16 protein-coding genes and 1 pseudogene are annotated in these 26,164 nt (G+C 61.4%); 5 read left to right on the top strand and 12 right to left on the bottom strand.

The window, feature by feature from the left end; all coding sequences use genetic code 11:
• The first annotated feature begins 1 nt into the window (after window position 1).
• Window positions 2-967: a tyrosine recombinase XerC gene (locus ACWH49_RS14140; RefSeq protein WP_448172029.1), complete on the top strand. Its 966-nt coding sequence runs from the start codon at window positions 2-4 to the stop codon at window positions 965-967.
• 14 nt (window positions 968-981) lie between these two features.
• On the opposite strand, the gene ACWH49_RS14135 is transcribed toward ACWH49_RS14140, so the two are convergent.
• Window positions 982-1,470 carry an Lrp/AsnC family transcriptional regulator gene (locus ACWH49_RS14135; protein ID WP_448172028.1) on the bottom strand — a complete coding sequence of 163 codons (489 nt, stop codon included), beginning with the start codon at window positions 1,468-1,470 and terminating at the stop codon, window positions 982-984.
• A 134-nt stretch (window positions 1,471-1,604) separates the two neighbouring features.
• Between ACWH49_RS14135 and glmS the strand changes: the two genes are divergently transcribed.
• Both glmS and ACWH49_RS14125 read left to right on the top strand, forming a co-directional pair.
• Window positions 1,605-3,491 (top strand): glutamine--fructose-6-phosphate transaminase (isomerizing), encoded by a 1,887-nt coding sequence (gene glmS, locus ACWH49_RS14130; protein WP_448172027.1) that lies wholly within the window; start codon window positions 1,605-1,607, stop codon window positions 3,489-3,491.
• A gap of 183 nt (window positions 3,492-3,674) precedes the next feature.
• Entirely contained in the window at window positions 3,675-4,175 is a 501-nt protein-coding gene (locus ACWH49_RS14125) for a hypothetical protein (protein ID WP_448172026.1), read from the top strand.
• 119 nt (window positions 4,176-4,294) lie between these two features.
• On the opposite strand, the gene ACWH49_RS14120 is transcribed toward ACWH49_RS14125, so the two are convergent.
• The 11 genes and pseudogenes from ACWH49_RS14120 to ACWH49_RS14070 form a co-directional block, all read right to left on the bottom strand.
• Window positions 4,295-6,073: a UvrD-helicase domain-containing protein gene (locus ACWH49_RS14120; RefSeq protein ID WP_448172025.1), complete on the bottom strand. Its 1,779-nt coding sequence runs from the start codon at window positions 6,071-6,073 to the stop codon at window positions 4,295-4,297.
• Window positions 6,066-7,814 (bottom strand): ATP-dependent nuclease, encoded by a 1,749-nt coding sequence (locus tag ACWH49_RS14115; RefSeq protein WP_448172024.1) that lies wholly within the window; start codon window positions 7,812-7,814, stop codon window positions 6,066-6,068. The genes ACWH49_RS14120 and ACWH49_RS14115 overlap by 8 nt, the downstream gene beginning before the upstream one ends.
• 88 nt (window positions 7,815-7,902) lie before the next feature.
• Complete coding sequence (locus tag ACWH49_RS14110) at window positions 7,903-11,025, bottom strand: type I restriction endonuclease subunit R (protein ID WP_448172023.1); 3,123 nt, start codon at window positions 11,023-11,025, stop codon at window positions 7,903-7,905.
• Window position 11,026: 1 nt separating this feature from the next.
• Window positions 11,027-12,226 (bottom strand): DUF4357 domain-containing protein, encoded by a 1,200-nt coding sequence (locus ACWH49_RS14105; protein ID WP_448172022.1) that lies wholly within the window; start codon window positions 12,224-12,226, stop codon window positions 11,027-11,029.
• A gap of 33 nt (window positions 12,227-12,259) precedes the next feature.
• Window positions 12,260-12,622, bottom strand: coding sequence for a DUF262 domain-containing protein (locus tag ACWH49_RS14100; RefSeq protein WP_448174350.1), 363 nt, complete (start codon window positions 12,620-12,622; stop codon window positions 12,260-12,262).
• Complete coding sequence (locus ACWH49_RS14095) at window positions 12,544-13,143, bottom strand: DUF262 domain-containing protein (RefSeq protein WP_448172021.1); 600 nt, start codon at window positions 13,141-13,143, stop codon at window positions 12,544-12,546. The genes ACWH49_RS14100 and ACWH49_RS14095 overlap by 79 nt, the downstream gene beginning before the upstream one ends.
• A gap of 25 nt (window positions 13,144-13,168) precedes the next feature.
• A complete protein-coding gene (locus ACWH49_RS14090; protein WP_448172020.1) occupies window positions 13,169-14,473 on the bottom strand; it encodes a restriction endonuclease subunit S in 1,305 nt (434 codons plus the stop codon).
• Window positions 14,470-16,310 (bottom strand): annotated as a pseudogene (locus ACWH49_RS14085) (type I restriction-modification system subunit M). Before ACWH49_RS14085 ends, ACWH49_RS14090 begins: the two are co-directional and overlap by 4 nt.
• A gap of 329 nt (window positions 16,311-16,639) precedes the next feature.
• Window positions 16,640-18,352, bottom strand: coding sequence for an NERD domain-containing protein (locus tag ACWH49_RS14080; RefSeq protein WP_448172019.1), 1,713 nt, complete (start codon window positions 18,350-18,352; stop codon window positions 16,640-16,642).
• Window positions 18,349-20,907 (bottom strand): protein NO VEIN domain-containing protein, encoded by a 2,559-nt coding sequence (locus ACWH49_RS14075; RefSeq protein WP_448172018.1) that lies wholly within the window; start codon window positions 20,905-20,907, stop codon window positions 18,349-18,351. Before ACWH49_RS14075 ends, ACWH49_RS14080 begins: the two co-directional genes overlap by 4 nt.
• The gene (locus ACWH49_RS14070) at window positions 20,828-22,651 is read right to left on the bottom strand and encodes a sacsin N-terminal ATP-binding-like domain-containing protein (protein ID WP_448172017.1); all 1,824 of its coding nucleotides are present in this window, start codon (window positions 22,649-22,651) and stop codon (window positions 20,828-20,830) included. Before ACWH49_RS14070 ends, ACWH49_RS14075 begins: the two co-directional genes overlap by 80 nt.
• A 473-nt stretch (window positions 22,652-23,124) precedes the next feature.
• Between ACWH49_RS14070 and ACWH49_RS14065 the strand changes: the two genes are divergently transcribed.
• Window positions 23,125-23,964 carry a TnsA endonuclease N-terminal domain-containing protein gene (locus tag ACWH49_RS14065; protein WP_448172016.1) on the top strand — a complete coding sequence of 280 codons (840 nt, stop codon included), beginning with the start codon at window positions 23,125-23,127 and terminating at the stop codon, window positions 23,962-23,964.
• Window positions 23,961-26,162: a hypothetical protein gene (locus tag ACWH49_RS14060; RefSeq protein ID WP_448172015.1), complete on the top strand. Its 2,202-nt coding sequence runs from the start codon at window positions 23,961-23,963 to the stop codon at window positions 26,160-26,162. Before ACWH49_RS14065 ends, ACWH49_RS14060 begins: the two co-directional genes overlap by 4 nt.
• The last annotated feature ends 2 nt before the right edge of the window (window positions 26,163-26,164 follow it).

Raw genomic sequence — 26,164 nt, 5'->3', positions numbered from 1 at the left:
GATGACCGACGCCGCGCAACCCCCGGTCGCGGCGCCGGCGGCGGAAGGCGACATCGCGCGCCATCTGGTGCACCTCGAGGTCGAGCGCCGCCTGGCAGGCCGCACGCTCGTGATCTACCGCGACGCGTTGGCGAAGCTGCAGGCCTTCGCGGCCGACCAGGGCGTCGCGCTGCGCGATGCGCAAGTCCATCACGTGCGGCGCTGGGCCGCCACGCTGCACCGCGAGGGCCTGGGGCCGCGCAGCATCGCGCTCGTGCTGTCGGCCTGGCGCGGCTTGTACCGCTGGCTCGGACGCGACGGGCTGGTCGCCGTCAACCCGGTCGAGGGGGTGCGTGCCCCGAAGGCCGCGAAGCCGCTGCCGAAGGCCCTGTCGGTGGATCTGGCGATGACGCTCGCCGATGCGCCGACCCCGGCCGACGGCGCCCGGGCCGACACGCCCGCCGTCGCGGCGCGCGACCAGTGCATCGTCGAGCTGCTGTACGGCTGCGGGCTGCGGGTCGGCGAGCTGGTCGGGCTGGACGTGCGGCCCGGCGGCGCGGGCTGGATCGACGCGTCCGACGCGACCGCGCACGTGCTCGGCAAGGGCAGCAAGCGGCGCAGCGTGCCGGTCGGCGCCGCGGCATTGCGCGCGCTGCGGGACTGGCTCGGCGCCCGCGACCGTCTGGCGCGTGCCGACGAACCGGCCCTGCTGGTCGGCGCCCGCGGCGCACGCATCAGCGCGGGCCAGGTGCGCACGCGCCTGAAGCTGCGCGCGCTGCGCGCCGGGCTGCCGACCCACGTGCACCCGCACATGCTGCGGCACTCGTTCGCGACCCACGTGTTGCAGTCCAGCGGCGACCTGCGGGCGGTGCAGGAGCTCCTGGGCCACGCCAACATCACGACCACGCAGGTCTACACCCAGCTCGACTTCGGCCACCTCTCGAAGGTGTACGACGCCGCCCATCCGCGCGCCCGGCGCAAAGGCTGAGCGGGCCGGGCGTGTCAGGCGCGCCGCGCGGCCGGCAGCGGCACGGCGGGGTCGAACTTGGCGCGGTGAACGCTGAAGAACGTCTTGACGTTGCGCACGTTCGCGTCCTGGGTGAACAGGCGCTGCACGAGCGCGTGGTAGCCCGGCATGTCGGGCACCTGCAGCACCAGCACGAGATCGGGCCCGGAGGAGACGCGGTAGCACTGCTGCACCGCCGGCTCGGCGACAGCGCGCGCCTCGAACGCCTCCAGGTGCTCGGCACCCTGGCGATCGAGCCCGACTTCCACGATGGCGGTCAGCGCCGGGCCGAGGCGCTGCGGGGCGAGCAGCGCGACGCGGCGCTCGATCACGCCGGCGTCGACGAGTCGCTTGACGCGGCGCAGGCAGGTGGCCGCGGACGTGTGCGCGGCGACCGAGAGGGCCTGGTTGGACAGCGAGGCGTCGCGCTGCAGCAAATCGAGCAAGCGCAGGTCGGTGTCGTCGAGATTGATTGATTCATTCATTCATTTGATCCATCTGAATGATTATTTCTACCTCGGCAGATCCTGCAACTTTCACACATATTGACTTCCATTATGAATGCATGCTCCACAGGACGGTGCCTAGCATCACGCCATCCCATCCCTAGGAGCCCGTCATGTGCGGCATCGTCGGCGCGGTCAGCACGCGCAACATCGTCCCGATCCTGCTCGAAGGCCTGAAGCGGCTCGAGTACCGCGGCTACGACTCATGCGGCGTCGCCGTCCACCAGGACGGCGAGTTGCGCCGCGCCCGCAGCACCGCGCGCGTCGCGGAACTCGACGCCGAGGTCGCGCGCGACCACGTGCAGGCCGGCACCGGCATCGCACACACGCGCTGGGCCACGCACGGTGCGCCGGTCGTGCACAACGCGCACCCGCACTTCAGCCGCGGCCCGGGCGTGTCCGAAGCGGCCGTGGCCGTCAGCGGCCGCAGCGCGCAGGCCGGCCGCGTCGCGCTGGTCCACAACGGCATCATCGAGAACCATGACGAGCTGCGCGCCGAGCTGATCGCGCGCGGCTACCTCTTCAGCAGCCAGACCGACACCGAGGTCATCGCCCACCTGGTCGACCACCTGTACGACGGCGACCTGTTCGACGCCGTCCAGCGCACCACCGTGCGGCTGCGCGGCGCCTTCGCGATCGCGGTGTTCTGCCGCGACGAGCCGCACCGCGTCGTCGGTGCGCGCGAGGGATCGCCGCTGGTGCTCGGGGTCGGCGATGGCGAGGTGTTCCTCGCGTCCGACGCGATGGCGCTGGCCGGCGTGACCGACCAGATCGTCTACCTCGAGGAAGGCGACGTCGTCGACCTGCAACTCGGCAAGCACTGGATCAGCCAGCGCGACGCCGACGGACGCTACCGGCCGGTGCAACGCGAGGTGCGCACAGTCGTCGCGCACAGCGGCGCCGCCGAGCTTGGCCCGTACCGCCACTACATGCAGAAGGAGATCTTCGAGCAGCCCAAGGCGATCGCCGACACGCTCGACGCCGTCCCCGGCATCTCGCCCGAGCTGTTCGGCGACGGCGCGCACCGCGTGTTCAGCCAGGAGATCGATTCGGTGCTGATCCTCGCGTGCGGCACCAGCTACTACGCCGGCTCGGTCGCCAAGTACTGGCTGGAGAGCATCGCGAAGATCCCGACCAGCGTCGAGGTCGCGAGCGAGTACCGCTACCGGGACAGCGTGCCGAACCCGCGCACCCTCGTCGTCACGATCACGCAGAGCGGCGAGACCGCCGACACGCTCGCCGCGCTCAAGCACGCGCGCGCGCTCGGCATGGCGCACACGCTGACCGTCTGCAACGTGGCGACCAGCGCGATGGTGCGCGAGTGCCGGTTCGCCTACATCACCCGCGCCGGCGTCGAGATCGGCGTCGCGTCGACCAAGGCGTTCAGCACCCAGCTCGTCGGCCTGTTCCTGCTGACGCTCGCGCTCGCGCAGGCGCGCGGGTTGCTCACCGACGAACAGGAGGCGGCGCACCTCACGGCCCTGCGCCACCTGCCGGTGGCGGTGCAGGGCGTGCTCGCGCTCGAGCCGCAGGTGATCGCGTGGAGCGAGGAATTCGCGCGCAAGGAGAACGCCCTGTTCCTCGGCCGCGGCCTGCACTACCCGATCGCGCTCGAAGGTGCGCTGAAGCTCAAGGAGATCAGCTACATCCACGCCGAGGCCTACCCCGCCGGGGAGCTGAAGCACGGCCCGCTCGCGCTCGTGACGGCCGAGATGCCGGTCGTGACCGTCGCGCCGAACGACGCGCTGCTCGAGAAGCTCAAGAGCAACCTGCAGGAAGTGCGCGCGCGCGGCGGCGAGCTGTTCGTGTTCGCCGACGCCGACACGCGCATCGAGAGCGGCGAAGGCCTGCACGTGATCCGCATGCCGGAGCACTACGGCGCGCTGTCACCGATCCTGCATGTCGTGCCGCTGCAGCTGCTGGCGTATCACACGGCCTGCGCACGGGGGACGGATGTCGACAAGCCGCGAAATCTGGCGAAAAGCGTGACGGTGGAGTGACGATGACTTCACCCTTTGCCGCGATGTGCGCAGGAAACAATCGCGCTTACTGAGAACAGAGTTGCTTACCGCAGAATAAAGTCGACTACTGAGATTCCCACATAGGAAAACACAGTTGCTAACTGGACAACGAGTGGGATTGCTCTAACCAATGGCCGTAGCACAGGCATTTCAACGCAACCGATGGCCGACACCCTTCGCTTTTATGCGCTCGACACTGACCTCCCCGCGGGCTTCTTTGGCGTCAGCTACGCCGCTACCGCATTCAGCCTTGAAAACGTCTCGCCCGGCTGCGCTCGACTTGAGTTCCTATTTCTCTTGACGCTAGGGGTGCCTCGCCTTTGGCGTGCAGCCATGGAAGTCCCCTTCGGACGGCTGCCTGGCATCGAGCAAGAATGGGACGCTCCCCGAATCCACGAGGAGGGTCGTGGACAGCTCGAACTCAAGCTTTACTACGCACAGAGGCTGCGTGCCGCAAACCTGGGTAGGCCCGACTTAGCAGACGCCAGGGTCAAGCTCAAGCCGATGGAGACGAGACCCTTGATTGGCTCCGCCTTGCGCGGCCAGTGGACCGCTGAGATTCGCGAGCTCGCCATCACCGCCGAAACGCCCGTTCTAAAGCGCTACTGCGAGGCCGCCATGCGCATGGGGCAGAAAGTTATAGGACCGCGGGGCCCGGCCTAGCGTGCTACTCAGAGACTCGTGGAGCCACGTTGAACGAAATTGCGAGCTTCGCCGCTGAACTGCACCGCGGTAGCTTAAGCCCCAGCGGCTGCGGGCTTGGACCCGCGAGGCCGCAGCGTCTAATGCGTCACCACCTCGAACGACGTAGTAGCAACCGCAAGCTTGTTTTGGCCCCACTCAGTGAGCCCGAAGCCCTGCAATGCGTTGACGACGCTATCGCTTGTCTTCTTCGGAATGGCGATAACCAGGAGGTCTCGGGCGCGCGTGGCGGCCACGAATCCAATCCGTCCCTCCTCCTCTTCCGTCCCAGCGACTAGCGCGTCGAGGTTGTCCTTTGCGGTGAGGTACATCACCGCAGGAATACCCTCGCCCTTAAAGGAGTGCACCGTGCCAAATCGCAGCCCCGACCACTCGTTCTGTCCGAAGTCGGACGTCACAATCGGCTTGGTCGGAAGCCCCTTCACCGTGACTCGATTCGCCCAGCTGTCGAAACGGCTATACGGTGTCTGCAGCTCCACTCGGTCTAGCCACAGCCCGAGGTTCTTCTTCAATTCAGGGTGCCATTCATCCTTCGCGCTGAGAGTGCCCAACGGGATACCTGCCCAGGGGTCGCGAATTAAGCTCCAAACGAGCCGACGCATGGCCACCATGTCACCATCTCTGCCTAGGGACTTCAGGTCATGAACGAAAGATGACGGTAAGCCGCCCACCACAAGCGTTACGCCTCTGGCGCAATGCTCCAGCGCCGAAGCGATGTCGCCCCGCAGCTCCCGCACGGCCGCGGCGGCGGCAAAATGCTTGACCGCGGACTGCCCAAGCTCGTCGACCCCAGTAGACACCCTGGCAAGCAGCGAATTTCCGCGAACGAGAACTGCACCGTCTTTGAGTTCGTACCGTTCAGCTTTGAGCGCCGTGGCCCAAGCCGACATGAGCTGCGGCAACTGCTTGTCCTCGTAACGCCAGTAGAACGTCCCCGACAGCCTATCGCAAGTCTCTCGATGCGACCCAGAGACCGTGCGGGCAAGCGCATTCGAGAACTTCACAATTTCGGGAAGCGAACGCCGATTCTGCGAGAGAGGAAATGACAGGACGTCCTCGCGCTTGGCGAACTCTCGTAGGCATGCTCCGGTGGCGAAGTTGAAGCCAAAGATGGACTGATGGACGTCGCCAATCAGCGAGACGACGCTGCCCGCTTTTCCGAGAACATCCAGGAGTGCCGCCTCGAAGCTGCCGATGTCTTGTGCCTCGTCCACAAGAATTTGAGGGAACCGGCGAGCGACGGCGGCCGCAAGCCGCTTTTCTTTGCGCAATAGAGCAAGCGCCCAAGCTCGCCCAAAACCATACGTATATCCGCCGACCTCGCCGAGTTTCCTCGCCTGAAGACGAACGGCCGCAGATTTCTCGGCGTCCAACAGCTGCTTTCCTCCACCCCTGAACTTTCGGTAAAACTGAGTGGAGCCGTCGGCCTTCCGGTCCAGAAGGACTCGGTCAAGACCGAAGCTCTCACTTCTTTCGCCAATAGCGTAGCTGCTGAGAAACGGCTCGCCGCCGAGCACCAGGAACGGCGTTCGCGTGCAGTTCATGATGCGCGCGCCGTGAGGGCGCAGGAGGTATGTCGCGATAAAGGCGTCGACCGTGTGGAACACCACGCGGTCATGGTCTCCGGAGCGGCCAGTCAGGAGCTTGTACTCATTGCGAAAGGTGTCGACCGCAACGTTTGAGTACGACAACAGGGCCACGCATCCGCGAGAGCCGGCCAACCGCCGTCGGATTTCGGCGAGGCGGCGTACCGCGGTCGTGGTCTTGCCGCTGCCTGGACATGCAACGACAGCGAGCGAAACCAAGTCGGCTCCGATGATGGCCCGCTGTTCCGGCGTTGGGTCGAACGGCTTATGCACTGGACTTCACAGGGCCGGAAACAAACTTCAGGGCGTCCGCCAGGTAGGGCGGCACCGCAACTGCGTCGGCAGTCTCCACCAGCGCATATGCCAAGAGCTGCGAGAAGCGTCCCTTCTGAACCTTGGTCTTCCCATCGCCGCGTTGAAACATTCCCTTGAATAGGGCAGTCGCCTTTGCGTCGCCACCAACTGCCTTGTCTACTTCAGCTCGGAGTTCTTTGGCGATTTCCGAGTGCATGTCCTCCAGCGCGGCGAGCATGTGGGTTCGGCATACAGGGTCGAACCCAAGGTCGTATTCAAGCGTTTTCTTAGCGAAGAAGCACCTTACGAACTCGTCCTCTTCCGCCTGTAGCAAATTCGCGTTCGACGAAAGTACGAGCTCTGCGTCTTTGCCTGGGAAGGACAAGGTGGGCGGGTCAGCATCCGTGACTACTGCCACAGGAATTTGCAGCGCGCCGGCCCCGAAGAGCGGCATGAAAGCGTCGAAGTTCAGACCGTCAGTGCTGATGACGCTTACCGAGTGCTTGCGAAGGTCGATGCCCGCCTTTCTGGCCAAGGCCTCGACAATGAAGAGCTCAGACGTTCCTTCAACCAGCACAAGCCGTCGCGCGAAGAACAGTTCAGCTCGTGTCACGTTCAGATAGCGTTGAAGCTTCTCCTTCTTCTTGTCCTTGAAAACGACGTCTCTCGGAGCGAATGCCGCCGGACCGGCAGGCGCCTGGTACACGCAACAGATGGAGTCAAGGTCGGCCAGCGCTGCGAAGTTTGGCGAATGGCTAGTGACAAAGACCTGGACTGCGCGCTGACCTGCATCTGGGGTTTCGACAGTGCGCAGGTAGTTCAGAAGCACCGCCTGTAGTTGGGGATGGAGATGCGCCTCAGGCTCTTCGACGATGAGGCCGCAATAGGAGGCGTCCGTGTTCAGAGCCAGCTCGCTAAGGACCACTGCCATATAGATGAGGTTGTTGAACCCGAGTCCGTTCTGCTCAACTTCCATGTCACCCACGGAAAGGCCCACCCTCGACGCGAAGCGTACGAAGTCGCTCGGACTCAGCTCAAGACTTAGGAGCTGCGCGAGTTCCTCGCCAAGCATTCCGACGTGTCGTTGGGTGATAGCTTCGTTAGTGGACGAAATTGGCGGCTCTGCCAAAAGCGCAGCTTCGAAATCTGCAAGGCTTTTCTCTACCGCGGCGCGTTGGTCCGGCGTCGATAACCGCTGTACTAGCTTCGAAAGCTGGCTCATACGTCCGGGCTTCAGCCCCAGAGCTGGGTCACGCAAAGGCTGAAGGTAGATTCCGCGCAGCTCCTCCAACATATCGGTCGAAAGCAGGTTTTCCGGATGGTCACCGACCCATCGTTTGAGCCTCAACCGAGTGCCGGGCTCCGTCCGCGTGTACTGCACGGTGAACCGCGCCTCGTATTCAATCAGCTTGCCTTCCTTATCGTTGCGCGGTTGTAGCGCCGTCATGAAGTCGGCTTCCTGGTCCGCACTTAGGTCACGGAAAACAAACGTGAACGTCGCTTCGGGACTCTGGGTTCCGTCGGCTGCAATGTGCAGGTCAAGCTCCGTGAGGCGCAGATTGCCCTCGTCGCTCGCGGACAGCAGCACTCGCAAGGCATCGACGACTGCCGTCTTGCCCGCGTTGTTGGGTCCGACGATGACGTTCAGGCCATTTTTGAAGCGAAGGTGAATGTCGGCAAAGCGCCGAAAGCCCTGGATGCGCAGTTCGTAGAGATACATGGCTTTGTCTTCTTCTCCCTGGGAGATGCACTCCTTTATGGAGACGCTTGTCCTGGTGGCTTAGCCCATCGGGCTGTTGCCCCATCACTCAAGCGCCCCGTGCCTCTTGGCTGTTCGTGGCACGCAACGCCTCATACAACTGAGCCGGTCCCAGTAAGATGTCTTTCAAGCCTTCGCGAACTCGCTCCGAGCCCAGCGCCTGCGTACTCATTGTCGTGTGCGCCTCCAAGGCATCCATGATGGCGTGCAGCAACGCATCCTTCAGGTCCGGCGAGTTCGCGAACTGCTCCTTGCTGTTGCTGACCGCCTGCTGCACCAGCGTCTCGTTTTCGAGCAACTTGCCCTTTAGCACGCCGTTCACGTAGACGAGCTGGTCGTCGTCGGTCAGCTCACCGTCGAAGAGGCCATTGACCTTCTGGATGATTTCGGTGAAGTAGGCCTGTTGCTTTGTCTGAACCGAGCCGCTGCCGACCGCATCCATCGGCGGCAGCTTGTAGCTGCCGTTTTGATTCAGTCCCATCGGCTGCTTGCTCAGGTTCTTCAGCGTGTGGTGGGTCAAGACCACCTTGCTGAGGTCCACGGTGTCGCGCTCTCGGCCGAATTCCAGCAACGGGATAAGCCGCTTGAAGAACAGGAAGCGCTTTTCGATGTCGGTGTTGCCGTAGTCGAAGATTTGACTCAGAAACGAATACAGGCGCACATATGCGCCGAGGTCGTTCTTGAACAGCAGCAAGGCGTCCAGCGCGTCCTTGGCGGCTCGGGTGGACTTGTCATCTAGCTGGGCCTCTGCGGCCGCCTTCTCTTGCTGGGCCGCCTTGAAGCGCTTCAGCAAGCGGTCAGCCACCGGCGCAATGGCCGCGTCGAGCTGCTTCTGCGTGCCGTTGGGGTCCGTGTCCACCCTGGCGACGCGCTCGACCTCGAAGTCGTCGTAGTTGCCGCTGGCGTCGAGCTTGGCTCGCAGGTCGTAGACCAGGTGCGGGTCCGTCGCGGCTTCCAGCTCCGCCGTCTCGTAATAGGTCTTGAAGGCCTTCAGAATGTCCGCGGCATCGTTGACGAAGTCGAGGATGTAGGTCGTGTCTTTCTTGACACCGCCTGATTCGTACGCGCGGTTCAGGCGCGAAAGAGTCTGCACCGCTTGAATGCCGCCCAGCATCTTGTCGACGTACATGCCGCACAGCAGAGGCTGGTCAAAGCCCGTCTGGAACTTGTTGGCCACCAGCAGCAGGTGGTAGTCGGTCCCGGAAAAGGCGTCGCGAATGTCGCGACCCTTCAAACCCGGGTTCAAGTCTTTGCTTGTCTCGGTCACGGCCTGCGGGTAGCTCTCAGAGTCGTTGACTTCACCTGAGAACGCCACCAACACACCGAGCGGGTAGTTCTGTTTGGCGATGTAGGCGCGGATGGCCTTCTGCCAGCGCACAGCCTCTTTGCGGCTGCCTACCACCACCATTGCCTTGGCGCAGCCGGCAAGAAGAGGTTGCACGTTCTCGCGGTAGTGCTCCACCACGACCTGCACCTTCTGAGAAATGTTGTAGGGGTGCAGACGAACCCACTGCATGATGCCCTTCATCGCCGTGCTGCGTTCGACCTGCTTCTCGTCGTACTCCTCACGGTCGTGGGCCAACTTGAACGCCAGCTTGTAGCTGGTGTAGTTCGCCAGCACGTCGAGGATGAAGCCCTCTTCAATTGCCTGGCGCATCGAATACACGTGGAAGGGCGCCGGCAATCCATCGGGCCCGGGCCTGCCGAACAACTCCAGTGTCTTGGACTTGGGCGTGGCAGTGAACGCGACGTATGTCAGGCCTGCGCCCCCCCCCACACGGGCCTCCATCTGAGCCGCCAGCAGTGCCTCGGTATCGACCTCGCCGCCATCCTGCAGCTCGGCCCATTCCTGAGCCGAGAGCAACTGCTTCAGCTTCGCCGCTGCCTCACCAGTCTGCGAGCTGTGGGCCTCGTCAGCAATCACTGCGAAGCGTTTGCCTTCGGTGGCCGCCAGTTCTTGCACGGCCGCCAAGGCAAACGGGAAGGTCTGGATGGTGCAGACGATGAGCTTCTTGCCATCTTTCAGCGCCTGCGAGAGCTGCGCACTCTTGCTGCCGTGCTCGTTGGTGATGCTGGCCACTACGCCGGTGGTGCGCTCGAAGTCGAAGATGGCTTCTTGTAGCTGTGCGTCCAGCACATTGCGGTCGGACACGACCAACACGCTGTCGAACATCTTCTTATGCTCTGCGTCGTGCAGGTCGGCCAGAAAGTGCGCCGCCCAGGCAATCGAGTTGGTCTTGCCCGAGCCGGCTGAGTGCTGAATCAGGTAGCGCTGGCCAGGCCCGTTGGCCAACACATCGGCCAAGAGTTGTCGCGTCGCGTCGAGCTGGTGATAGCGCGGGAAGATGACGCTCTTGAGCTGCCTCTTGTCGTCGCGCTTGCCAATCAGGTAACGGTGCAAGATGTCCAGCCAGCTCTCGCGTGCCCACACCTCTTCCCACAGGTAGGCCGTGGCAAAGCCTTCCGGGTTGGGTGCGTTGCCAGCCGCACCGGCATTGCCCCGATTGAACGGCAGGAACGTGGTGGTCGGCCCGGCGAGGCGGGTTGCCATCTTCACTGCCGACTGGCTCACAGCGAAGTGCACCAGCGCCCCGCCTGGGAAGCCTAGCAGCGGCTCCAGCACACCGCCCTTAGGCTGCGGGTGGCGGTCGAAGCGGTACTGGTCCACCGCATCGTCCACGCTCTGCGTGAAATCTGACTTGAGCTCGGCCGTGGCCACCGCGATGCCGTTGACAAAAAGCACCAGGTCCAGCTCGGCCTTGGTGTTGTTCGGCGAGTGGCAGACCTGCGGTACCACTCGCAGCCGGTTGGCGGCGTAGCGCGCCTGGATAGCCGGGTTAATGGCCAGCGCCGGCTTGAACTGCGCCAGCGCCAGCGGCTCTTTCAGGCCCAGCAGCTCCACGCCCCTCCGCATCACTTCCAGCGTGCCGCGCTCGTTGAGGCTTTTCCGCACGCGTTCCGCCAGCACGGTAGGCAAGGCAGTGCCATGAGTCTTGCTCAGGCGCTGCCAGCTCTCGGGCTGCGTGGCCACCACCCAGGCCAGCATGTCGGGCATGAACAGGCCGTTGGCGCGGTTGTAGAGCGCCGCGCCGCCTTCGGCGTACAGCCAGCCGTTGGCCGCCAGGTGCTGGCAGATTTCAGATTCGAAATGGACTTCCCGGTGCAGTGACATGCTAGCCCTCCGAGCGGCCAGTCGCCGGCTGGCTGCTGGGCAGGTTGTCTTGCCAGGCCCCGTAGGTAATCGAGGTGCCCTTCAGGCGCCAGGTGTTGCGGCCGTTGTCCGTGCGGCCCAGCACTGTGGCCGAGGCAGCGCTGGGGCTCTTGAAATCAGTGTCTGTGGCAAATATCAGGTGCGCGCCATCCTCAGACGGTTTCAGCGAGCCGGTCCTGAGTAGTTCTTCGCGCAACTGCAGGTAGGAATGCGGCTGCCCCGACCATCCAAGTTTGGCTTGCGAGCCAGCCAGCACGGTGAATGCCTTACCGTTCTCCCTGGCCGTGGCAACTAGGCCATGCCTCGTGCTTTCAAGCTCGAACAGCACGGCGTCGCCGGCCCCAGCCAGCTCGGCCAACATGGCGTCGGCGATGTCAACCTTACTTTTGCGGTCTTGCAGCCGCCAGTGCTTTTCGAGTGTTTCCAGCATGGCGTCTTGCCGCTGCTGCATCACCGCGACTGTCCAATCCGTGTGCTGGAGCACCTGCGTGGTGAGCGCGAAGCCGCAGACGCCGCCTTTGGTGAAGTAGGCGTCTTTCTTCCAGGCAAAGTCGCGGTTGCTCGCCGAGCTGTTTTTGTGGCGGCTCAGCAGGGCCAAGTTGCCGAGGCGGTGAACCCACTGCTGATGCAATGCCGTGTCGGGCACCCATGTCGCCCACTGGCTGTTGGGTGCCGGCTGCTGCGGCATCACATGCTCAACCGACACCACTTCATGGTGGTAGCTAGCGCTGCCGTCTGACAAGAGACGGTCCAGGCGCAGCAGCAGCAACGCGAGCGCGCGCGGCGAGTGGGTGTCGTAAAGCGGGCCGCCCAGTGCCGAATAGGTTTGCAGCTGCTCTTCCGGCGTGAGCTGCAAGGGCGACGTTGCAGCGAACAGGTCACCGCCGCCTTCTACCGCGCCAGTCAGCCCAGAGAACCGCTCGATTCGCTCGTTGACACCCGCCTTGCGAGCCAGCATCGAATAACCCAGCCGCTCCAGGTCACGGAAGAAGCTCAGCACCGCATCGGGTTGCTGCCGGTACCGCACAAAGAACGTGAGCGCAGGTGGCACCCAGTCCTTGAACTCCAACCGGTTCAGCCAGCGCAGGTGTTCGTTGACCTGCTCAGCGTGTCGCTGGCTGGCGTAGTCAGCATCGCGCAACTCGCTGAAGGCTAATGCCATGGGCAGCAAGATTTCGTCGACGAAACTGCGCGGCTACCGTGCCGGCACCACATGCTCCTTGAACTCCTTGAGGAGCGTGCCCTGCGGCTTGGCCTTGCGATAGACCATGCGAATGTGGCTAAACAGTTCCCCGAACTCGTCGCGCCCCAGGTCTTCTTCTTCGTCTTCCCACTTCTTGGTGTAGTCGTCGCGCAGTGCCAGCTCAATGCCGCCGATGATTTCGGCCTTCAGGATGTCCGTTGCGCTGAGGTCGAGGCCCCGGCTGTTGAGCACGCCGAAGATTCGGTAGGCCGAATCGAGGTCGGGCGTTGCCACCGTCACCAGGTAGCAGCGCGTGATGACGAACTGCACCAGGCGCACCAGGTCGGCCTGCTGCAGCTTAGCCAACCCGTCCATGAACACCTGGGCGTTTGCGCGAAGGCGGGCTTGCGCATCGGGCAGCGGCGTGTTGAGCTGGGCCAAGACCAGCAATCCGTTTTCGTGTTGCACGTACTGGCGGAAGAAATACGGTCACGCTCGCGCATCAATAGTCGATACCGTGCCTGCGTGGCCGAGACCACATCGCCGTGCTCGTAGATGCGCTTAGTGATGCCAATCTGCACGCTTGCGTCTTGCACCGTGGCGCGAATGGCCGAGAGCAGCAGGGTCAGCGTCGTCAGCCGTTGCTGCCCATCCACCACCGTTGCTTCCGGCAAGGTCTCACCTTTTATGAGCACGATGCTCCCCAAGAAGTACGGGGCAGCTTCGCTGAGTTGGGCCGGAGCAGAGGCCAGCGCACCGAGCAGGTCGTCCAGAAGTTCTTGCGCTTGGTCTTTGCCCCAGGCGTAGGGCCGCTGGTAGCCAGGGATGGTGAAGACGTAGTCGTCGCTGAAGATTTTGGCGAGCGACTGTTCCTTGGCGGTGAGGGTGTGGGTCAACGCTTTTCTCCCTGGGAATGGTGTTCTATGCCTGGCGCACGTCAATTTGGCCGGTGACGGCAGCGGCTATCAGGGCGCTACGGCGCTCTTTGAGCAGCGCAACCACTCGTTCGGCTTCCGCGCTTAGTTTGTCCAGCTTTGCTATCTCGGAGTCTAGATAGTTGACGATGTCGGCCTGCTCTTCAATCGGAGGGAGACCAAGGAAAATCTTGACCATCCGAGTCAAGCCCAGGTCTTGATTCGTCGCGCCGCGCGTGTATAGCTGGGATTGCTCGTAGCAACCCAAGCTATTTAGCGCATGCGCGACATAGTGTGGCAATGTGACGGCTCTGTTGAGTTTTAGCACCGCCACATGCACCCACACTTGAAAGCGCTCTTTAATGTCAACGACGCGGGCGATGCCTGTTGTTCCGCCCTTCGTATACAGCACGTCACCAATCTCAGGGATGACGCGCCGGCAAAACTCTTTGTAGTCATCCTCTGAGACGTACTTCGCGTCCTCCAAAGACCATCCATCAGTACGGACGTTCCGAGCCGAAATAAACATCACTCCGTCCTCGACATAAGAAGGAGAGAAGTGGGGCCCATCGGACACCTGAGTGCACAGCCGCCCCAGCTGGACGCGTTCCCAATGGGCCGGCAACTCGCCCAGCCACGTCACCCCGGAATCCTTCATCAGCGCGTCGGGGTTGAGGCCGCGGGTGACGGCGTGGGAGATGGTGGCCTGGCGCTTTTCAGCCAGCAGAGCGATGAGCTTTTCCTGCTCGGCAATCAGCGCATCAATCTTGCCGGTTTCGCGGTCGAGGAAAGCGGCGATGGTGGCCTGCTCACTTGGCGATGGGCACGGAAAGCGAAAGTCGTTGAACTGGTCGGTTGAAAATCGCCAACGGCCGAATTCGGATGCTCCCTGGCCAAAGGCATAGAAGACCTTCTGTCGATAGCCGTTCTGCAGCAGGTAAAGAAAGTACCTCGGTTCGCAAGCGACACCATCACGCACGGTAAACACTCGATAGTCAGGGCTGGTCACGCCGGCGTGAGGTGAGATGTCGACGAACCCGGTCAGCAAGTCCATATGGTTCATCGCGAAGTCGCCAAGCCGAACGATTTGGTACTTCGAGTAATCCAGGGAGAGCTGGCCATCGTTGCTCTCGATGTCTTTTACCTTGATGCCGCGCTGCGTGATGGACAGGACCTGATGCCCGTCTTCACCGACGATGCGCTTGCGAATCTCGAACAAATTCTTCAGTCGAGGGACTTGCCAGTGCGCCGGAACGGCTCCAAGCCAACGTTCGCCGCTGTCCTTGTACTCCCCATACCTCGGCAAACTCATTCCGCCAACTCCTCCAGCATCTTCATGATGCTAGCCGTTACGGTTTTCAGCTCCTCGTCGATGGTGTGCAGGCTGCGCGGTGGCTCGAACACATAGAAGTGGCGGTTGAACGGAATCTCGTAGCCGACCTTGCTTTTCTCTTCGTCAATCCAGGCATCCTGCGCGTGCGGCAGCACCTCGCGTTTGAAGTAGGCGGCGATGTCATCGCTTAGCGGCACGTTCTCGGTGTCGCGCAGCGCGCTGTCGGGTTGAGGCTTGCCCTTTTGCTTGCCCTTGAGGCCCAGCACGAGCTGACCCTTGTCATCGCGAAGCGGGCGCTCGACGGTCAATGTCGTGTATCCAAACTCCTCGTTCTTGAAAATACGCGCGATGGGCACGCGCTTGAGCCGACCACCCTCCGGTGCTGTGGGTGCCGTGTCGGTGCTGGTAATGAGCTGCGGCTCACCGAGCGCTTTGCCTGCGGCATCGAACACGGTCACCTGCTCGGCCTCAGCGAAGCTGCCGAATAGGCGGGTTACCGTGGCGATGTGAACCTCGCTCATCTCCTTGCGCTTGCTACCCAAGCTCTTGCGCATCTTCTGCCAGTAGCTGCTTGCGTCAATGAGTTGCACGAAGCCTTTGCGGTCGACCGGCTTCTTGTTGGACAGAATCCAGATGTAGGTGGCGATGCCGGTGTTGTAGAACATGTCGCTGGGCAGACCGACGATGGCCTCAACCAGGTCGTTCTCAAGCACGTAGCGGCGGATTTCGCTCTCGCCGCTGCCGGCGCCGCCGGTGAACAGGGGTGAGCCATTGAGCACGATGCCGAAGCGGCTGCCTCCGTCATGCGCCGGGCGCATCTGGACAACAAGTGCATGAGGAACAGCATGGAGCCGTCGCTCACGCGCGGCAGGCCGGGGCCGAAGCGGCCGTCGAAACCCTTTTGTTCGTGCTCTTGGCGCACGGCCCTCTCGGCCTTCTTCCACTCCACACCGAAGGGCGGGTTGGAGAGCATGTAGTCGAACTTGGCGTTACCGTGGCCGTCTTCGCTAAGGGTGTTGCCGACGACGATGTTTTCGACCGGCTGGCCCTTGATGAGCATGTCGGCCTTACAGATGGCGTAGCTCTCGTCGTTGAGCTCTTGGCCGTACATGGTAAGCCGCGCTTGCGGGTTGTGCTCGACTAGGTATTCGCCCGCCACCGAGAGCATGCCGCCGGTGCCGGCGGTCGGGTCGTAGATGGTGCGAACCACGGCATTGCCGGGCGTGAGCACGTCGTCGTCTTCGATGAAGATGAGGTCGACCATCAGGCGGATGACCTCGCGCGGGGTGAAGTGCTCGCCGGCTGTCTCGTTGCTGATTTCAGCGAACTTGCGAATCAGCTCTTCGAACACCGCGCCCATACTGGCGTTGTCAACGGCCTTAGGGTGCAGGTCGATGTTGGCGAACTTCTCGGTAACGAGGTACAGCAGGTTGGCCTTGGCCAGTCGCTCAACCTGCGAGTAGAAGTCGAAGCGCTCGAAGATGTCGCGCGTCGCGGGCGAGAAAGCCTGAATATAGGCGTAGAGGTTCTGGCGAACGCTATCTTGGTCACCGAGCAGCGTGACCAAGTCCAACGGTGAGGTGTTGTAGAAGCTCTGCCCCGCCTTGCGCAGCAGGAAGGGGTCCGGGTTGAGCCCGGCTTGGGTCTTGGCTTCGAACTCCTTCAACACCGCGGGCTTGGTCGCGTGCAATACGCAATCAAGCCGGCGCAGCACGGTAAAGGGCAGAATGACGCGGCCGTATTCGGACTGTTTGTAGTCCCCTCGCAATAGGTCTGCGACGGACCAAATGAAGGATGAGAGAGCTTGGTGGTTCATACCCTGCCTATTGAATTCAATTTACCCTTTTTCGACTGGCCAGCTATGGGCGGCTTCCGTCGCTTACGCTCACCGCATACCGCTCTAGGTGCGTCAGCTGGTAGCTCCCTCCACACGCTGGAGCAACTCTGGCCGAGAACAAGGGATTGCGATATGGCACTGGACGGTGTCATGGACTGATGTTTTGCATTGCAGTACCGCCTCTAAGCCGCCAGCCTGTTCCGTCCGCTAGCGCGCCACCATCAAGATTAAGGCCAGCCGTCGCGCCGAAGGTCCGAACGCGCGAGATTCTGAAATGCAGATTTGCGTTCGAATCGTTGGCCTAGGAGTTATCGAGTGACGAAGTCCCTGACAGCTTGAAGAGCTTTCGACGTGCCAATGACCGCGAGCAGAGACTTTCCACGCGTGATTCCAACGTAGACGGTCTCCCAAAGTCCCTCGTCAATGACTTCGTCCCCGAGCCACAGGACAACCGCCTGGGCCTCTAGACCCTTGAACCGTGCGACGGTGTCAAGCAGAACGGAGGCTCGTCCGCTTTGCGATTCGACACCCCAGCGCACCTTTCCTGCATCCGGCCGCTCCTGAAGGAGGGTGTAATAGAACGCCTTAGGGCGCTTCGTCACCAGCACCACAACATCCTGGGTGTCAATGCCTTCAACGTTTACCCACTGATTAACGCGTCGAGCGACTGCATCCGCTTGCGCGTCGTCTCGGTCATGACTGCTCCACGTGATGGGCAGGCCTCGCAGTTCGGGCGGGTCAATCGATATGCCCGCGTAAAACCTGTACCCCGCTTCGTGAATTGGTGCGGTGTTTCGACAATTGGTCATCAGGTGAAATGGCACGTCCTCTATGGGTAGCGCTGCTTGTCGCGAATAAAGCGCTTGGTTCTGGTCGATGAAAATGTAGAAGTGACTGCGCTCGGGGTCGCGTAGCATCATCTCAACACCTAACCAGTATTCGTCACTGAAGTCCTGCGCCTCGTCGACGACTAATGCGTCGAAGCGGTCAGGCAGAACTTCTGCGGAGAGTGCGAGTGCGAATGGCAGCTGTAGGTCAAAGAGCAGCTTGTCCCCCGCTCCCGGATAGGCCTGCACTGCCTCCGCTAGAACGTCACGGCCCGAAATAGCCGCTGCACGGGCCCTTTGGTCACAGAGCTGGTGATAGCTCTGCATTTGAATATTTGGCACGTCACGCAGTCCTTGAGCCAAGAAGTCTGCCAACGGGCGGTTGTAGCAAAGCAAAAGAACGCTGAGCCCTTGAGCAGCGAGTTGCCTTGCCTTCTCAACGGCCAACAGTGTCTTGCCGGTGCCGGCGCCTCCGGAAACGATAGCTCGCCTTCGCCCACCAATGACACGAAGGACCTTCGCTTGGTTATTCGTCAAGCGAATCCGGTGAACCTCAGTCTGGTCTATGGAAGCGCGCAGCACCGGTCGGACGTCGATGGGGCTGCAAAGGATTGACTCAATTACATTGACTCCGCGTGCACCCAGATGACTGTCGATAGATTGATGCCAGAAGCGCATTACTCGACTGACCCAGCCAACTACATCACCCAGGTCCGCGTTTACGCCAACTATTTCGCGCTGGCGGTCAGGACCGATCAGAGGAGTGGCATCAAGGACGTCGGGAAAGACCACGGAGTGGCCAAGAGTGAATCTCTTGCCGCCGAACTTCCGCCAGCTGACGTGGTTAACAACTTGGTCTAGCAACGCATGGCGTTCCCTGGAAGCCTGCCTAAAAGGGTCCTTGATAGGATTCGCTCGGCCGTTCCGGTCCACGGAGTGCCAGGCGCCCGAGGAAGGGTCGAAGTGGACACCACCGCCTTTGACCTCAACCGCCAAGACGCCTAGGGTCGGAGAGACCAGGGTGAAGTCCGCCTCACCTTCGTTGACCCGACCTCGGTCATCCCGATACAGCCACGTGGCACTGTAAATGACGACGAATTCGTTCGGAAGTTGGTCGCGACACGCGGCATAGAAACGCGATTCGGCGCGTGACTGCAGTGCTTGCAATTGTTCCTCATCCAATGCAGGAATCATTCGTGCCACGGTGGCTCCTTCGAGAGACTCATCTTGGCTGGATGAAAAAGCGAGTTGACTTGTTTTCCGTCTTTAAGAATGACGTGCACATGGAAGAACAATCCTTTACCGCGGACGCTCAGAATCGTGCCCATGCCTACACCGGCGATATCAATGTAGAGCCCCTTTTCCGGAACAGCCGGCACGGTGGTCACCGTCTCTGCAGCTGCCTTCCAACCCACGTCAAATCTGAACTGAGTCACAAGCCCGAACGGGTCCCTCAGGAGATGCATCTGCCGCCGCTTGACGTCTTGCGCAAATTCGACAACGCAAAGCCAGTACCGGCCCCCTTTCCGCTGGGCTGTGAGTAGCTCAGTTGGGGTCAATGCAACCCCCTCTTGAGTCCAGGCGCCTGTCTGGCCCTTGACCTCGATGTACTCCTCTTCCCCGGACGCAGTTTGGGCAAGCACATCGAAACCCGGGTTGTTGTGCGGCATCTCGGTGAGGGAAGCCCAGCGCTTGGCTTGGGTCTTGAGAAAATGCTCCACTGCAGCGCGACCGGTGGCATCCCGTGTCGCAGCCTGCCCCGAGTTGTCGGCACGTGTGTTCTGCCCAAGCTCAGCCGGTCCCACTACGTAACTTAGGAGTCGACCCGACCTGGCTCGAAGAGACGACGGCTTAGCGGTGCGTCCTGATAACGCCCCGTCATCCTGCAGACGTGGTCCTAAACCCTTCGCGTTAGGACTCCCCCCGATGAGCGGTGCGAGAGGAGATGGTTCCCTACCGCTCGGATTCCCAGCGACGGGCGAAGGAGCTGGAGGTCGGAGCCCAACTGCGTCATTGCTATGCGAGGGTGCAATGGTACGGAGGTGCACGGACGGCTCGCCAGGTGCATCGCCTCGGTTTTGCCCCGAAATCTGTCCGCCCGTCGAGCTAATAGGCGCGGAGGCTAGCGGCGTAGCGGACGGCCTTGAGGGTGCTGCAGGTAAAGGTGCTAGTTGTCCGGATGGTGTAGCCGGGCCCGTCAGCTCCAATGCTTGCGAAGAGACTCCGGATTGAGGGGGCTCACTCGTTATTTCTGCGGAATGGCCATCCGCAGCTTCGTCCGCCGGACCGACTGCCTCCGGCCCTTCACGGACGACGTCATCAGCTGGTCCTTCCCCCTCGTTTGGTGTGGCTTCCTCAAATTGCTGCGCGGCATCGTGCTCGGCTGCATCTTGGCTGGTCGGAAGGGGTTCATCTTCGGCGAGTAGTTCGCGTTGTCGAAGCGCATCCGCGAGGTCGGACGGTAGACGCCCGATAGACACCACGCCCAAGAACTCTTCAATTCCATCGGCGTCTTCTGCAAGAAGGATGCGAGCGAAACTATCTGCGAAGTCGAGCGTGCCGACTAAGTATTTACTGAGTTCGGCTGCGACCCTGTCCTTGAGTGACTTGGCATCGGTGCGATAGAGCACCTGACCATTCGCCATCGCCGCGTCGGTTGTCGTAGTTCGGCGGAACTCCCCCAGCGTCACTCGCAGGTTCACCGTCCGCACTTCCACAACTGTGAGGGTCCAAAGTGTTGACAGCTTTCCCCCGTCCAGCGCATCTTCGAACGCTTCTGGGTTGCGGGAATAGAGCACCCTGGCGACGTAAGGAACGGCCCTCTGCACACGTGCTGTGAGGTCGGCGTCCACCATGCCGAAGCCATCTCCTTCGACTTCAATGGATACAGATTCCGATAGTCGCGCAACACCTGCTGCTCCCAGCAGACGGCTGAGTCTCGGGACCTCGATAGATGGAATGGCAAGAAGCGAGAGACCCTCTTCGTTCTCGAAGAGCTCGGCGAGTGCAGGCGAGTCGTTTGCAAAGAGAAAGCCGGCGTTGTCCACCACTGCGCCCCAGTGGTCGACGAATACAGCCTCGTTCTTGAATGTGTGCATCCAGTCCGGCATCTCAATCTCTCGTCCGAACTGCGGCCTCAACGCCTGCTCTGCTCGCTTGTAGATGGCGAGTGCCTCCAGCTCGCGCATTGCTCTATCGGCGACTTCCCCCAGCCGCATCAACGCTTCTACTCTTTGCTTGATGGGCAGCGCTTTGGGGATGCGAAGCTTCTCGATAAGGAAGCCCTGGAAGTCTCTGTACAGGCTCTGAACCGGCGGGTAGAGAGAGTCGAGAAACAAGCCGTTGGTTTGCCATGCGACTCCACTCGGGCTGAACCAGCCTTTGTGGGCGCCCTTCAACTGAATCAGGGCGTCCTCCTCGACCGACTGGCGTATAAATGTTGAATCGAACTCCCAAAGACGCTCATCTAGGACCCGGTAAATGGCCTGAACCTGCTTCGTCGTACCGGCGTCGTTCTGTTTAAGTTCATTGAGGCGCTTGACCAACGATTTTGCGTTGAGGCGGTGAGTTACTCGACAGTCGTCGAGCATCTGTGAAACCAGGAATGCGTCAACGTATGGAAGTCCGTCGCCTAGGGTGGCGCGAAGCTCTTCTGTCATGTAGTAGGCATCAGACAGAGCGACCGTGGACTTCTTCCCACGCAATGGTGCGGGCATTGCGCGAATCTGCTTGGCAAATGCGGTCTCCATCACATTTACCCGGTTTCGGCCCACGCTTATTATGCGCAACGACTAAGTCGTACGGGTCGTCGGGGCGAACTTGCATGGCCTCGAAGAGGTTCGTTGAATTAGGCGAGCGCTCTATAACGGCGTCGTAGAGCTCGCTGTCGACGATTACGAGTTCCTTTTCAAATCCGTATTTCTTCCCACGCCCCAAGGGGTAGAAGACGTTGGACTGAGCAGGCGAGACGTAAGAGCCACTTGAGGTCGGCAAACAAGGCGTCTTTAGCAAGCCCGCCTTCACGAACGCCGCCAAGTCGCCTGCGATAAACGCATACAGGCTGGCGCGCCACTCCAGTGGTTGTTCTCGCAGCCATACCTGATGTGACTTGAAGACACCGAGAACTTCAGCACGACCTGCGTCGCGTACACCAAGCTCGCGGAGCAGGGCTTGACCGCCTTGCACACGCAAATCAACGTAGTCGAAACCGAAGAGCGACATTGCCAGCGAGGATGGAAAGAGGGCACGGAATCCGTCATCAGCAAGCCGGAGGTCGCATGGTCGTTGCCAAGTGCCCGATGCAGACGGGATGCTGTCCGTCTCAGCAAGGTGACCGACAATCTGTTGGCGAACTTCACCAAAGAAGTCTTCGGCCACGTCACCCTTGTCCGGGACATACCGCAGGTAGCTTAACGCTAGCACTGGAGAGGTCTTAAATTCCTCAAGCGCAGAGACAAAGGTATCTGCGATGCAATCGCGGAGTCGCTGATTCCAGGGGCGGTCACTCAAGACCCCCTCTCGACCAGAGTTCAGTATGAAATCCGCATGCAGAGGAAATCGGAATCCGGATTGCTGGACGGGCAGGAACGCAAAAACGTATGAGGCTGGCTCCAGAATCGCCGCACCGTATTCATCTACCGGAAGTGCAAGAACTACCGTCGACTCGCTCACAGCCGGGCGTTTCACGTCGGCGAACTGCCCGACCATTGGAAATGTCTTGGTCACGCGAACGTATCTGAGGCTTCCTTCACTGGAAATGCCATCAGCGGTGATTTCGGACGTGGTTAGTCGGGAGTGCCCCTTGTCGTCAATGCGCCGATAAATCAGCTGCGCGCCGCCTTTAGCAAGCGTCAGCTGCCGAAGCTTGTTGAGAAAGAGTAGGACCCGGGAGTCCAAGTCAGCGACAGTCGAGTCGTCGAACACGTAGCCAGGTGCCGCCGGAAGGATGATGGTCGTGTAATCGGGTCGGACCGCTTCCGACGGCCCACACCACGTGGGAATCACGTAACCGAGTAAGTTGGACGGGTCTGTTCGGTCGAACCTGAAGTGAAATCCGTTTGAGTGAATCTCCGGCGCGTTTGACACCGAAAACACGGACTTGAAGCCGATTCCCTTCTCACCGATGTGATGGTGCTTCGCGTTGGCCTTCGAACTAGCTCCGACTTTGCAGATGGCGCTGATGTTCTCCTCGGTGAAGCCAACCTCATTGTTCGACAAGACGAGTCGAGTCGGAGTGACTTGAAAACTGAGCTCCGGCATTGCGCCTTTCGGATAGCTGTTGTCATCGGCGTTCTGCACGAGTTCGAAGACAAAGTGCGACTTCTTCGAGTACAGGTCTTCAGATAGCAATCGGAGCGCGTTGTTGAGCTGCGTCTGCAGATTCAGCGCTCCATCTTGAAGATGCTCAGGTAAGTCGTCGTCTACGAGGAAGGAACGACGCACCTTTTCGATGAACTTCTGCGGCAGCAATGGTGTTTCCTTCCACGTTGTCATGGTGCGCCTGGGACTTCTGGGCACCTAGGTGGCGTTCTCGGCAGTCCAGCTGCGTACATCGCGACCCCAAGTGTGACCGCACGTGTATCACTTACATGTGGCGAAAATCACACTTGTCACTTGGTGCAGCTGCCGCACCGAGTCCCGCACGCGAGAAATCTTCGAGATAATCTCTACGTGAGAGGGTTATGACGCCCACCGCAGCAGGGCCAAACAGGCTCACGGTTAATGTCATCCGCGACAGCGGCAAGTTTCTCCACAAAACTGAACAGCCGCAGATGGCTGTCGGCCGTCGGCCGAAAATTCACACCTCGTAATTGCAGCGCGGGAGTGTTCCAAAGCGTCGTTTGACGTGAAGGGATACTCATGCGAGAAGCACGTGCGTTGCGACTGCCTTGCCGCCCACATCAAGTTGGCAACGTTCTCGACTCATCACGCCGTACCGGCGATGTCGCTGTCCGGGACGTCAGGCAATGACGCGCCTTCGATATGTCTTCGACGAGGCGAGGGTTCAGCGCTTCATTGCACAAGGACGTGGCCAAGGTTTCGGTCCAGCCTACAGACCTTGGCTTCAGATTCAGGACGTGCCTTCCAGCGGACGCTCCCACCGTCCTTGCGGCGTTAAATCCCGGCGCGTCCATCACCTTCTCTCCGACGGCGAATGGAAGTGCTTCCTGAAGTTCGAAAGCGCCTCCAACGTTATCGAGATTCAGGAACAGTTTCCCCTGGACCGTTTGGAGACCTTCCGCATCGCGCGCAGGCTCGGCTTCAAGCACCCGCGGACGCTCGATGGCACGCCGTACGTGATGACGCTGGACTTTCTGGTCACCGAGACCACCCTCACCGGTAGTCGCAAGGTTCCCTACACATTCAAGTACGACCCGGAGACGCTGACGCCGCGCGAGCAGGAGCTCATGACCATCACCCGTGAGTTCTACCGGTTCCACGGGATGGAGCTCCAGCTCCTCGACCAGCGCTTCTTCGACGAGCCGTTCAACATCAACTACGACTCCGTCAGGGCGTATCACGACATCTCGCAGCTGGCCTTCTACGACCAGACCAACGTCGACGGCCTCGTGCAAGCGCTGTTGGCGGAGGTGACCTCTCGCAGCGACGACACTTTGCTACGGGCTTGTCGGTGGCTCGCTGGCGCCTTCGACACGACGCCACTTGTCGTCTATCAGATGGCCATGCATTTGGTATCGCGCGGGGTGCTCCGTGTCGACCTCGGCAGCAGCGTCGGGCTGGAGCGTCTACCGTTGAGCGCTTACTCGGTCGGAACACCAGAGGCGCTGATGGAGCAGAGCCGATGATTCTTCCGGTCAACACCCTGCTCAAGGAACGCGCGACCGAAACCATCTGGCGTGTGTTGGACGAGGTCGCGTCCGGCGAGACCTCTGACCCGACGTCGACGCATTTCGTTCTCATCGACATTCATGCGTCGGGTGCCGTGCCCTTCTCCCTCGGCAAGCTTAGGACTTTGAGCCGCGTCGCCGCGGAAGAACTCATCGTCGTCGAGGAAGTGTTCCTGCCAGTCAATCTTGGCGGTCTGACGGAGTACGACGAAAAGCTGCTCGAACGTCGCTGGCGGCTCGTCCAGTTCATGCGTCGCTTCGGCCACCGCATGTGGGACCAGCGCTTCCGCGGTCGACTCTCACGTCGACTTGCCGCGCTCAAGATTTGCTCCAAGCCGTTCTTCTACGACGTCCTTCGGCTCTTTTGGCAGAGAGGCCAGTCGAAGGAGGCCCTGGTCACAGCCATGTGGCGATGCGGCGCGCCCGGCGAGTTGCGTATCCCGGCAGTCGGTGCCCCGAAGACGGGCAGGCCGCGGACAGTTCAGCCCGGGGTTGGGGTGGCCGCCACGGAAGACCACCGCCGCAACATGCGGCTGGCATGGGCTTCAGCTCCCGTCGGCCGGGACGGGCGCCAACTGAAGAAGGCCTGGGAGTGGATGCTCATTTCTCGCTACCACGAGCATGTGAACGTCCTGCCGAAGGACGAGAACCGCCACTTGGTCAAGGTCGAGAACTACGACCGCGTGCCGACCTTCGAGCAGTTCGAATACCACTGGAAGCAGGAGCACCCCTTCGACGTCCGGCAGCTGAAGCGACTGCAACAACGCCGCTTCGACTTGGCTTTCAAGCCGCTGTTGTCGGGAACGTTGCCCGAGGTTCGCGGCCCGGGCACCCGCTACTACATCGACGCTACCGTGCTTGACGTGTATGCAGTGTCGCGATTCAACCCGCGGCGAATCGTGGGGCGACCGACCTTGTACGTGGTCATCGACCAGTTCTCCCGCATGGTTGTGGGCATCTATGTCGGCCTGGAGCCGCCTTGCTGGGCGGGGGCCATGCTCGCCGTGTGGAACTGCTCGGTCGACAAGGTCTCATTCTGCAAGGCCTACGGCATCGACATCACGGCGGACCTATGGCCCACCGGCTACATGCCGCTGCACCTGATGGGCGACCGGGGCGAGCTCAAGTCGGAGGAAGCCAACCGGCTGTCGATGGGCTTCAATCTCGATGTCGAGAACGCGCGGGGATACAGCGGCGAAGCCAAGGGCGTGGTCGAGCGAGTCTTCCGGACGCTGCACGCTACCTTTGGTCCGTTCCTGCCCGGGTACATCGACAAGGAACTCGCCGGTCGCGACCAGGAGCCCGCAGTGCTCCGCAGTGCCATGACCGTCGAGGCCATCACGCGTGCCGTCATCAACGCCGTGCTCACTGCCAATCTGCGTGTGGTCCGGGAGTACGACGGCTGGCCGGAAGTCATCGCAGATGGCGTTCCTTTCGTCCCGGTGAGCCTGTGGCACTGGGGCGTGGAGAACCTGCGGGCCGATGTGCGCAAGTACCCCGACCTGCATCTCAAGAAATACCTTTGGCCACAGGCGCAGATGACTGTCGTTCAACGGGGCCTTCAGCTGTATCGCGGGCTGTACTACATGGGTGACGCGCTGCGCCAGCAGTCCTGGTTCGCCCATGCGCTGCATCGCAAGGAGGTCGTCGATGTTCTGTACCACCCCTTGTTCAGCGGCAGTGCCGTCGCGCTTCCGTCCTCTCAGCACGGGGCCGCGTGCGACGTGACGCTCACTCGCCGCTCGCAAAAGTGGGGGAGCGCAAGTTTCAGCGAAATTGCCGCGCTCGAACTCCAGCGCAACCGGCAGAACGCCGCAGCTTCGTGGGCCAATCTTCCCCATCAACTGGCCGCATCGCATCGGACCATCGAAACCTCGGCCCAAGGGCGCCGGCTGGCTGAACAAGCCAAGCCACCGGGTGAAACCCGCGCCGAACGCACCCGCGACATCCGTGGCAATCGTGAGGCGGAACTGGCAGCGCTCACGTCCGAAGTATTCATCAACACGGCGAGGACAGGCCCCCCCGCCGGCGTACCCCTCGCAGCGGGTCAATCTGCTGCGGCGGCGCCGCCCGATGACGCCGCCAGCCGTACCGCCGACTCCGTGCGAGCCCTTTTTGCGGCGCGCCGCGCCTCTCAACCCGCAATGCCGAACTGAAT

The sequence above is a fragment of the Rhizobacter fulvus genome (assembly GCF_964020785.1).
Note: the sequence above shows the minus strand (reverse complement) of the source record. Positions and strands in the feature narration are given on the sequence as shown.

Bases quoted from the DNA above. Each gene is read 5' to 3' on its own strand.
- ACWH49_RS14140 (WP_448172029.1), top strand. From the start codon at position 2: ATGACCGACGCCGCGCAACCCCCGGTCGCGGCGCCGGCGGCGGAAGGC.
- ACWH49_RS14135 (WP_448172028.1), bottom strand. From the start codon at position 1,470: ATGAATGAATCAATCAATCTCGACGACACCGACCTGCGCTTGCTCGAT.
- glmS (WP_448172027.1), top strand. From the start codon at position 1,605: ATGTGCGGCATCGTCGGCGCGGTCAGCACGCGCAACATCGTCCCGATC.
- ACWH49_RS14125 (WP_448172026.1), top strand. From the start codon at position 3,675: ATGGCCGACACCCTTCGCTTTTATGCGCTCGACACTGACCTCCCCGCG.
- ACWH49_RS14115 (WP_448172024.1), bottom strand. From the start codon at position 7,814: ATGTATCTCTACGAACTGCGCATCCAGGGCTTTCGGCGCTTTGCCGAC.
- ACWH49_RS14110 (WP_448172023.1), bottom strand. From the start codon at position 11,025: ATGTCACTGCACCGGGAAGTCCATTTCGAATCTGAAATCTGCCAGCAC.
- ACWH49_RS14105 (WP_448172022.1), bottom strand. From the start codon at position 12,226: ATGGCATTAGCCTTCAGCGAGTTGCGCGATGCTGACTACGCCAGCCAG.
- ACWH49_RS14100 (WP_448174350.1), bottom strand. From the start codon at position 12,622: ATGGACGGGTTGGCTAAGCTGCAGCAGGCCGACCTGGTGCGCCTGGTG.
- ACWH49_RS14090 (WP_448172020.1), bottom strand. From the start codon at position 14,473: ATGAGTTTGCCGAGGTATGGGGAGTACAAGGACAGCGGCGAACGTTGG.
- ACWH49_RS14080 (WP_448172019.1), bottom strand. From the start codon at position 18,352: ATGATTCCTGCATTGGATGAGGAACAATTGCAAGCACTGCAGTCACGC.
- ACWH49_RS14075 (WP_448172018.1), bottom strand. From the start codon at position 20,907: ATGGAGACCGCATTTGCCAAGCAGATTCGCGCAATGCCCGCACCATTG.
- ACWH49_RS14070 (WP_448172017.1), bottom strand. From the start codon at position 22,651: ATGACAACGTGGAAGGAAACACCATTGCTGCCGCAGAAGTTCATCGAA.
- ACWH49_RS14065 (WP_448172016.1), top strand. From the start codon at position 23,125: ATGACGCGCCTTCGATATGTCTTCGACGAGGCGAGGGTTCAGCGCTTC.
- ACWH49_RS14060 (WP_448172015.1), top strand. From the start codon at position 23,961: ATGATTCTTCCGGTCAACACCCTGCTCAAGGAACGCGCGACCGAAACC.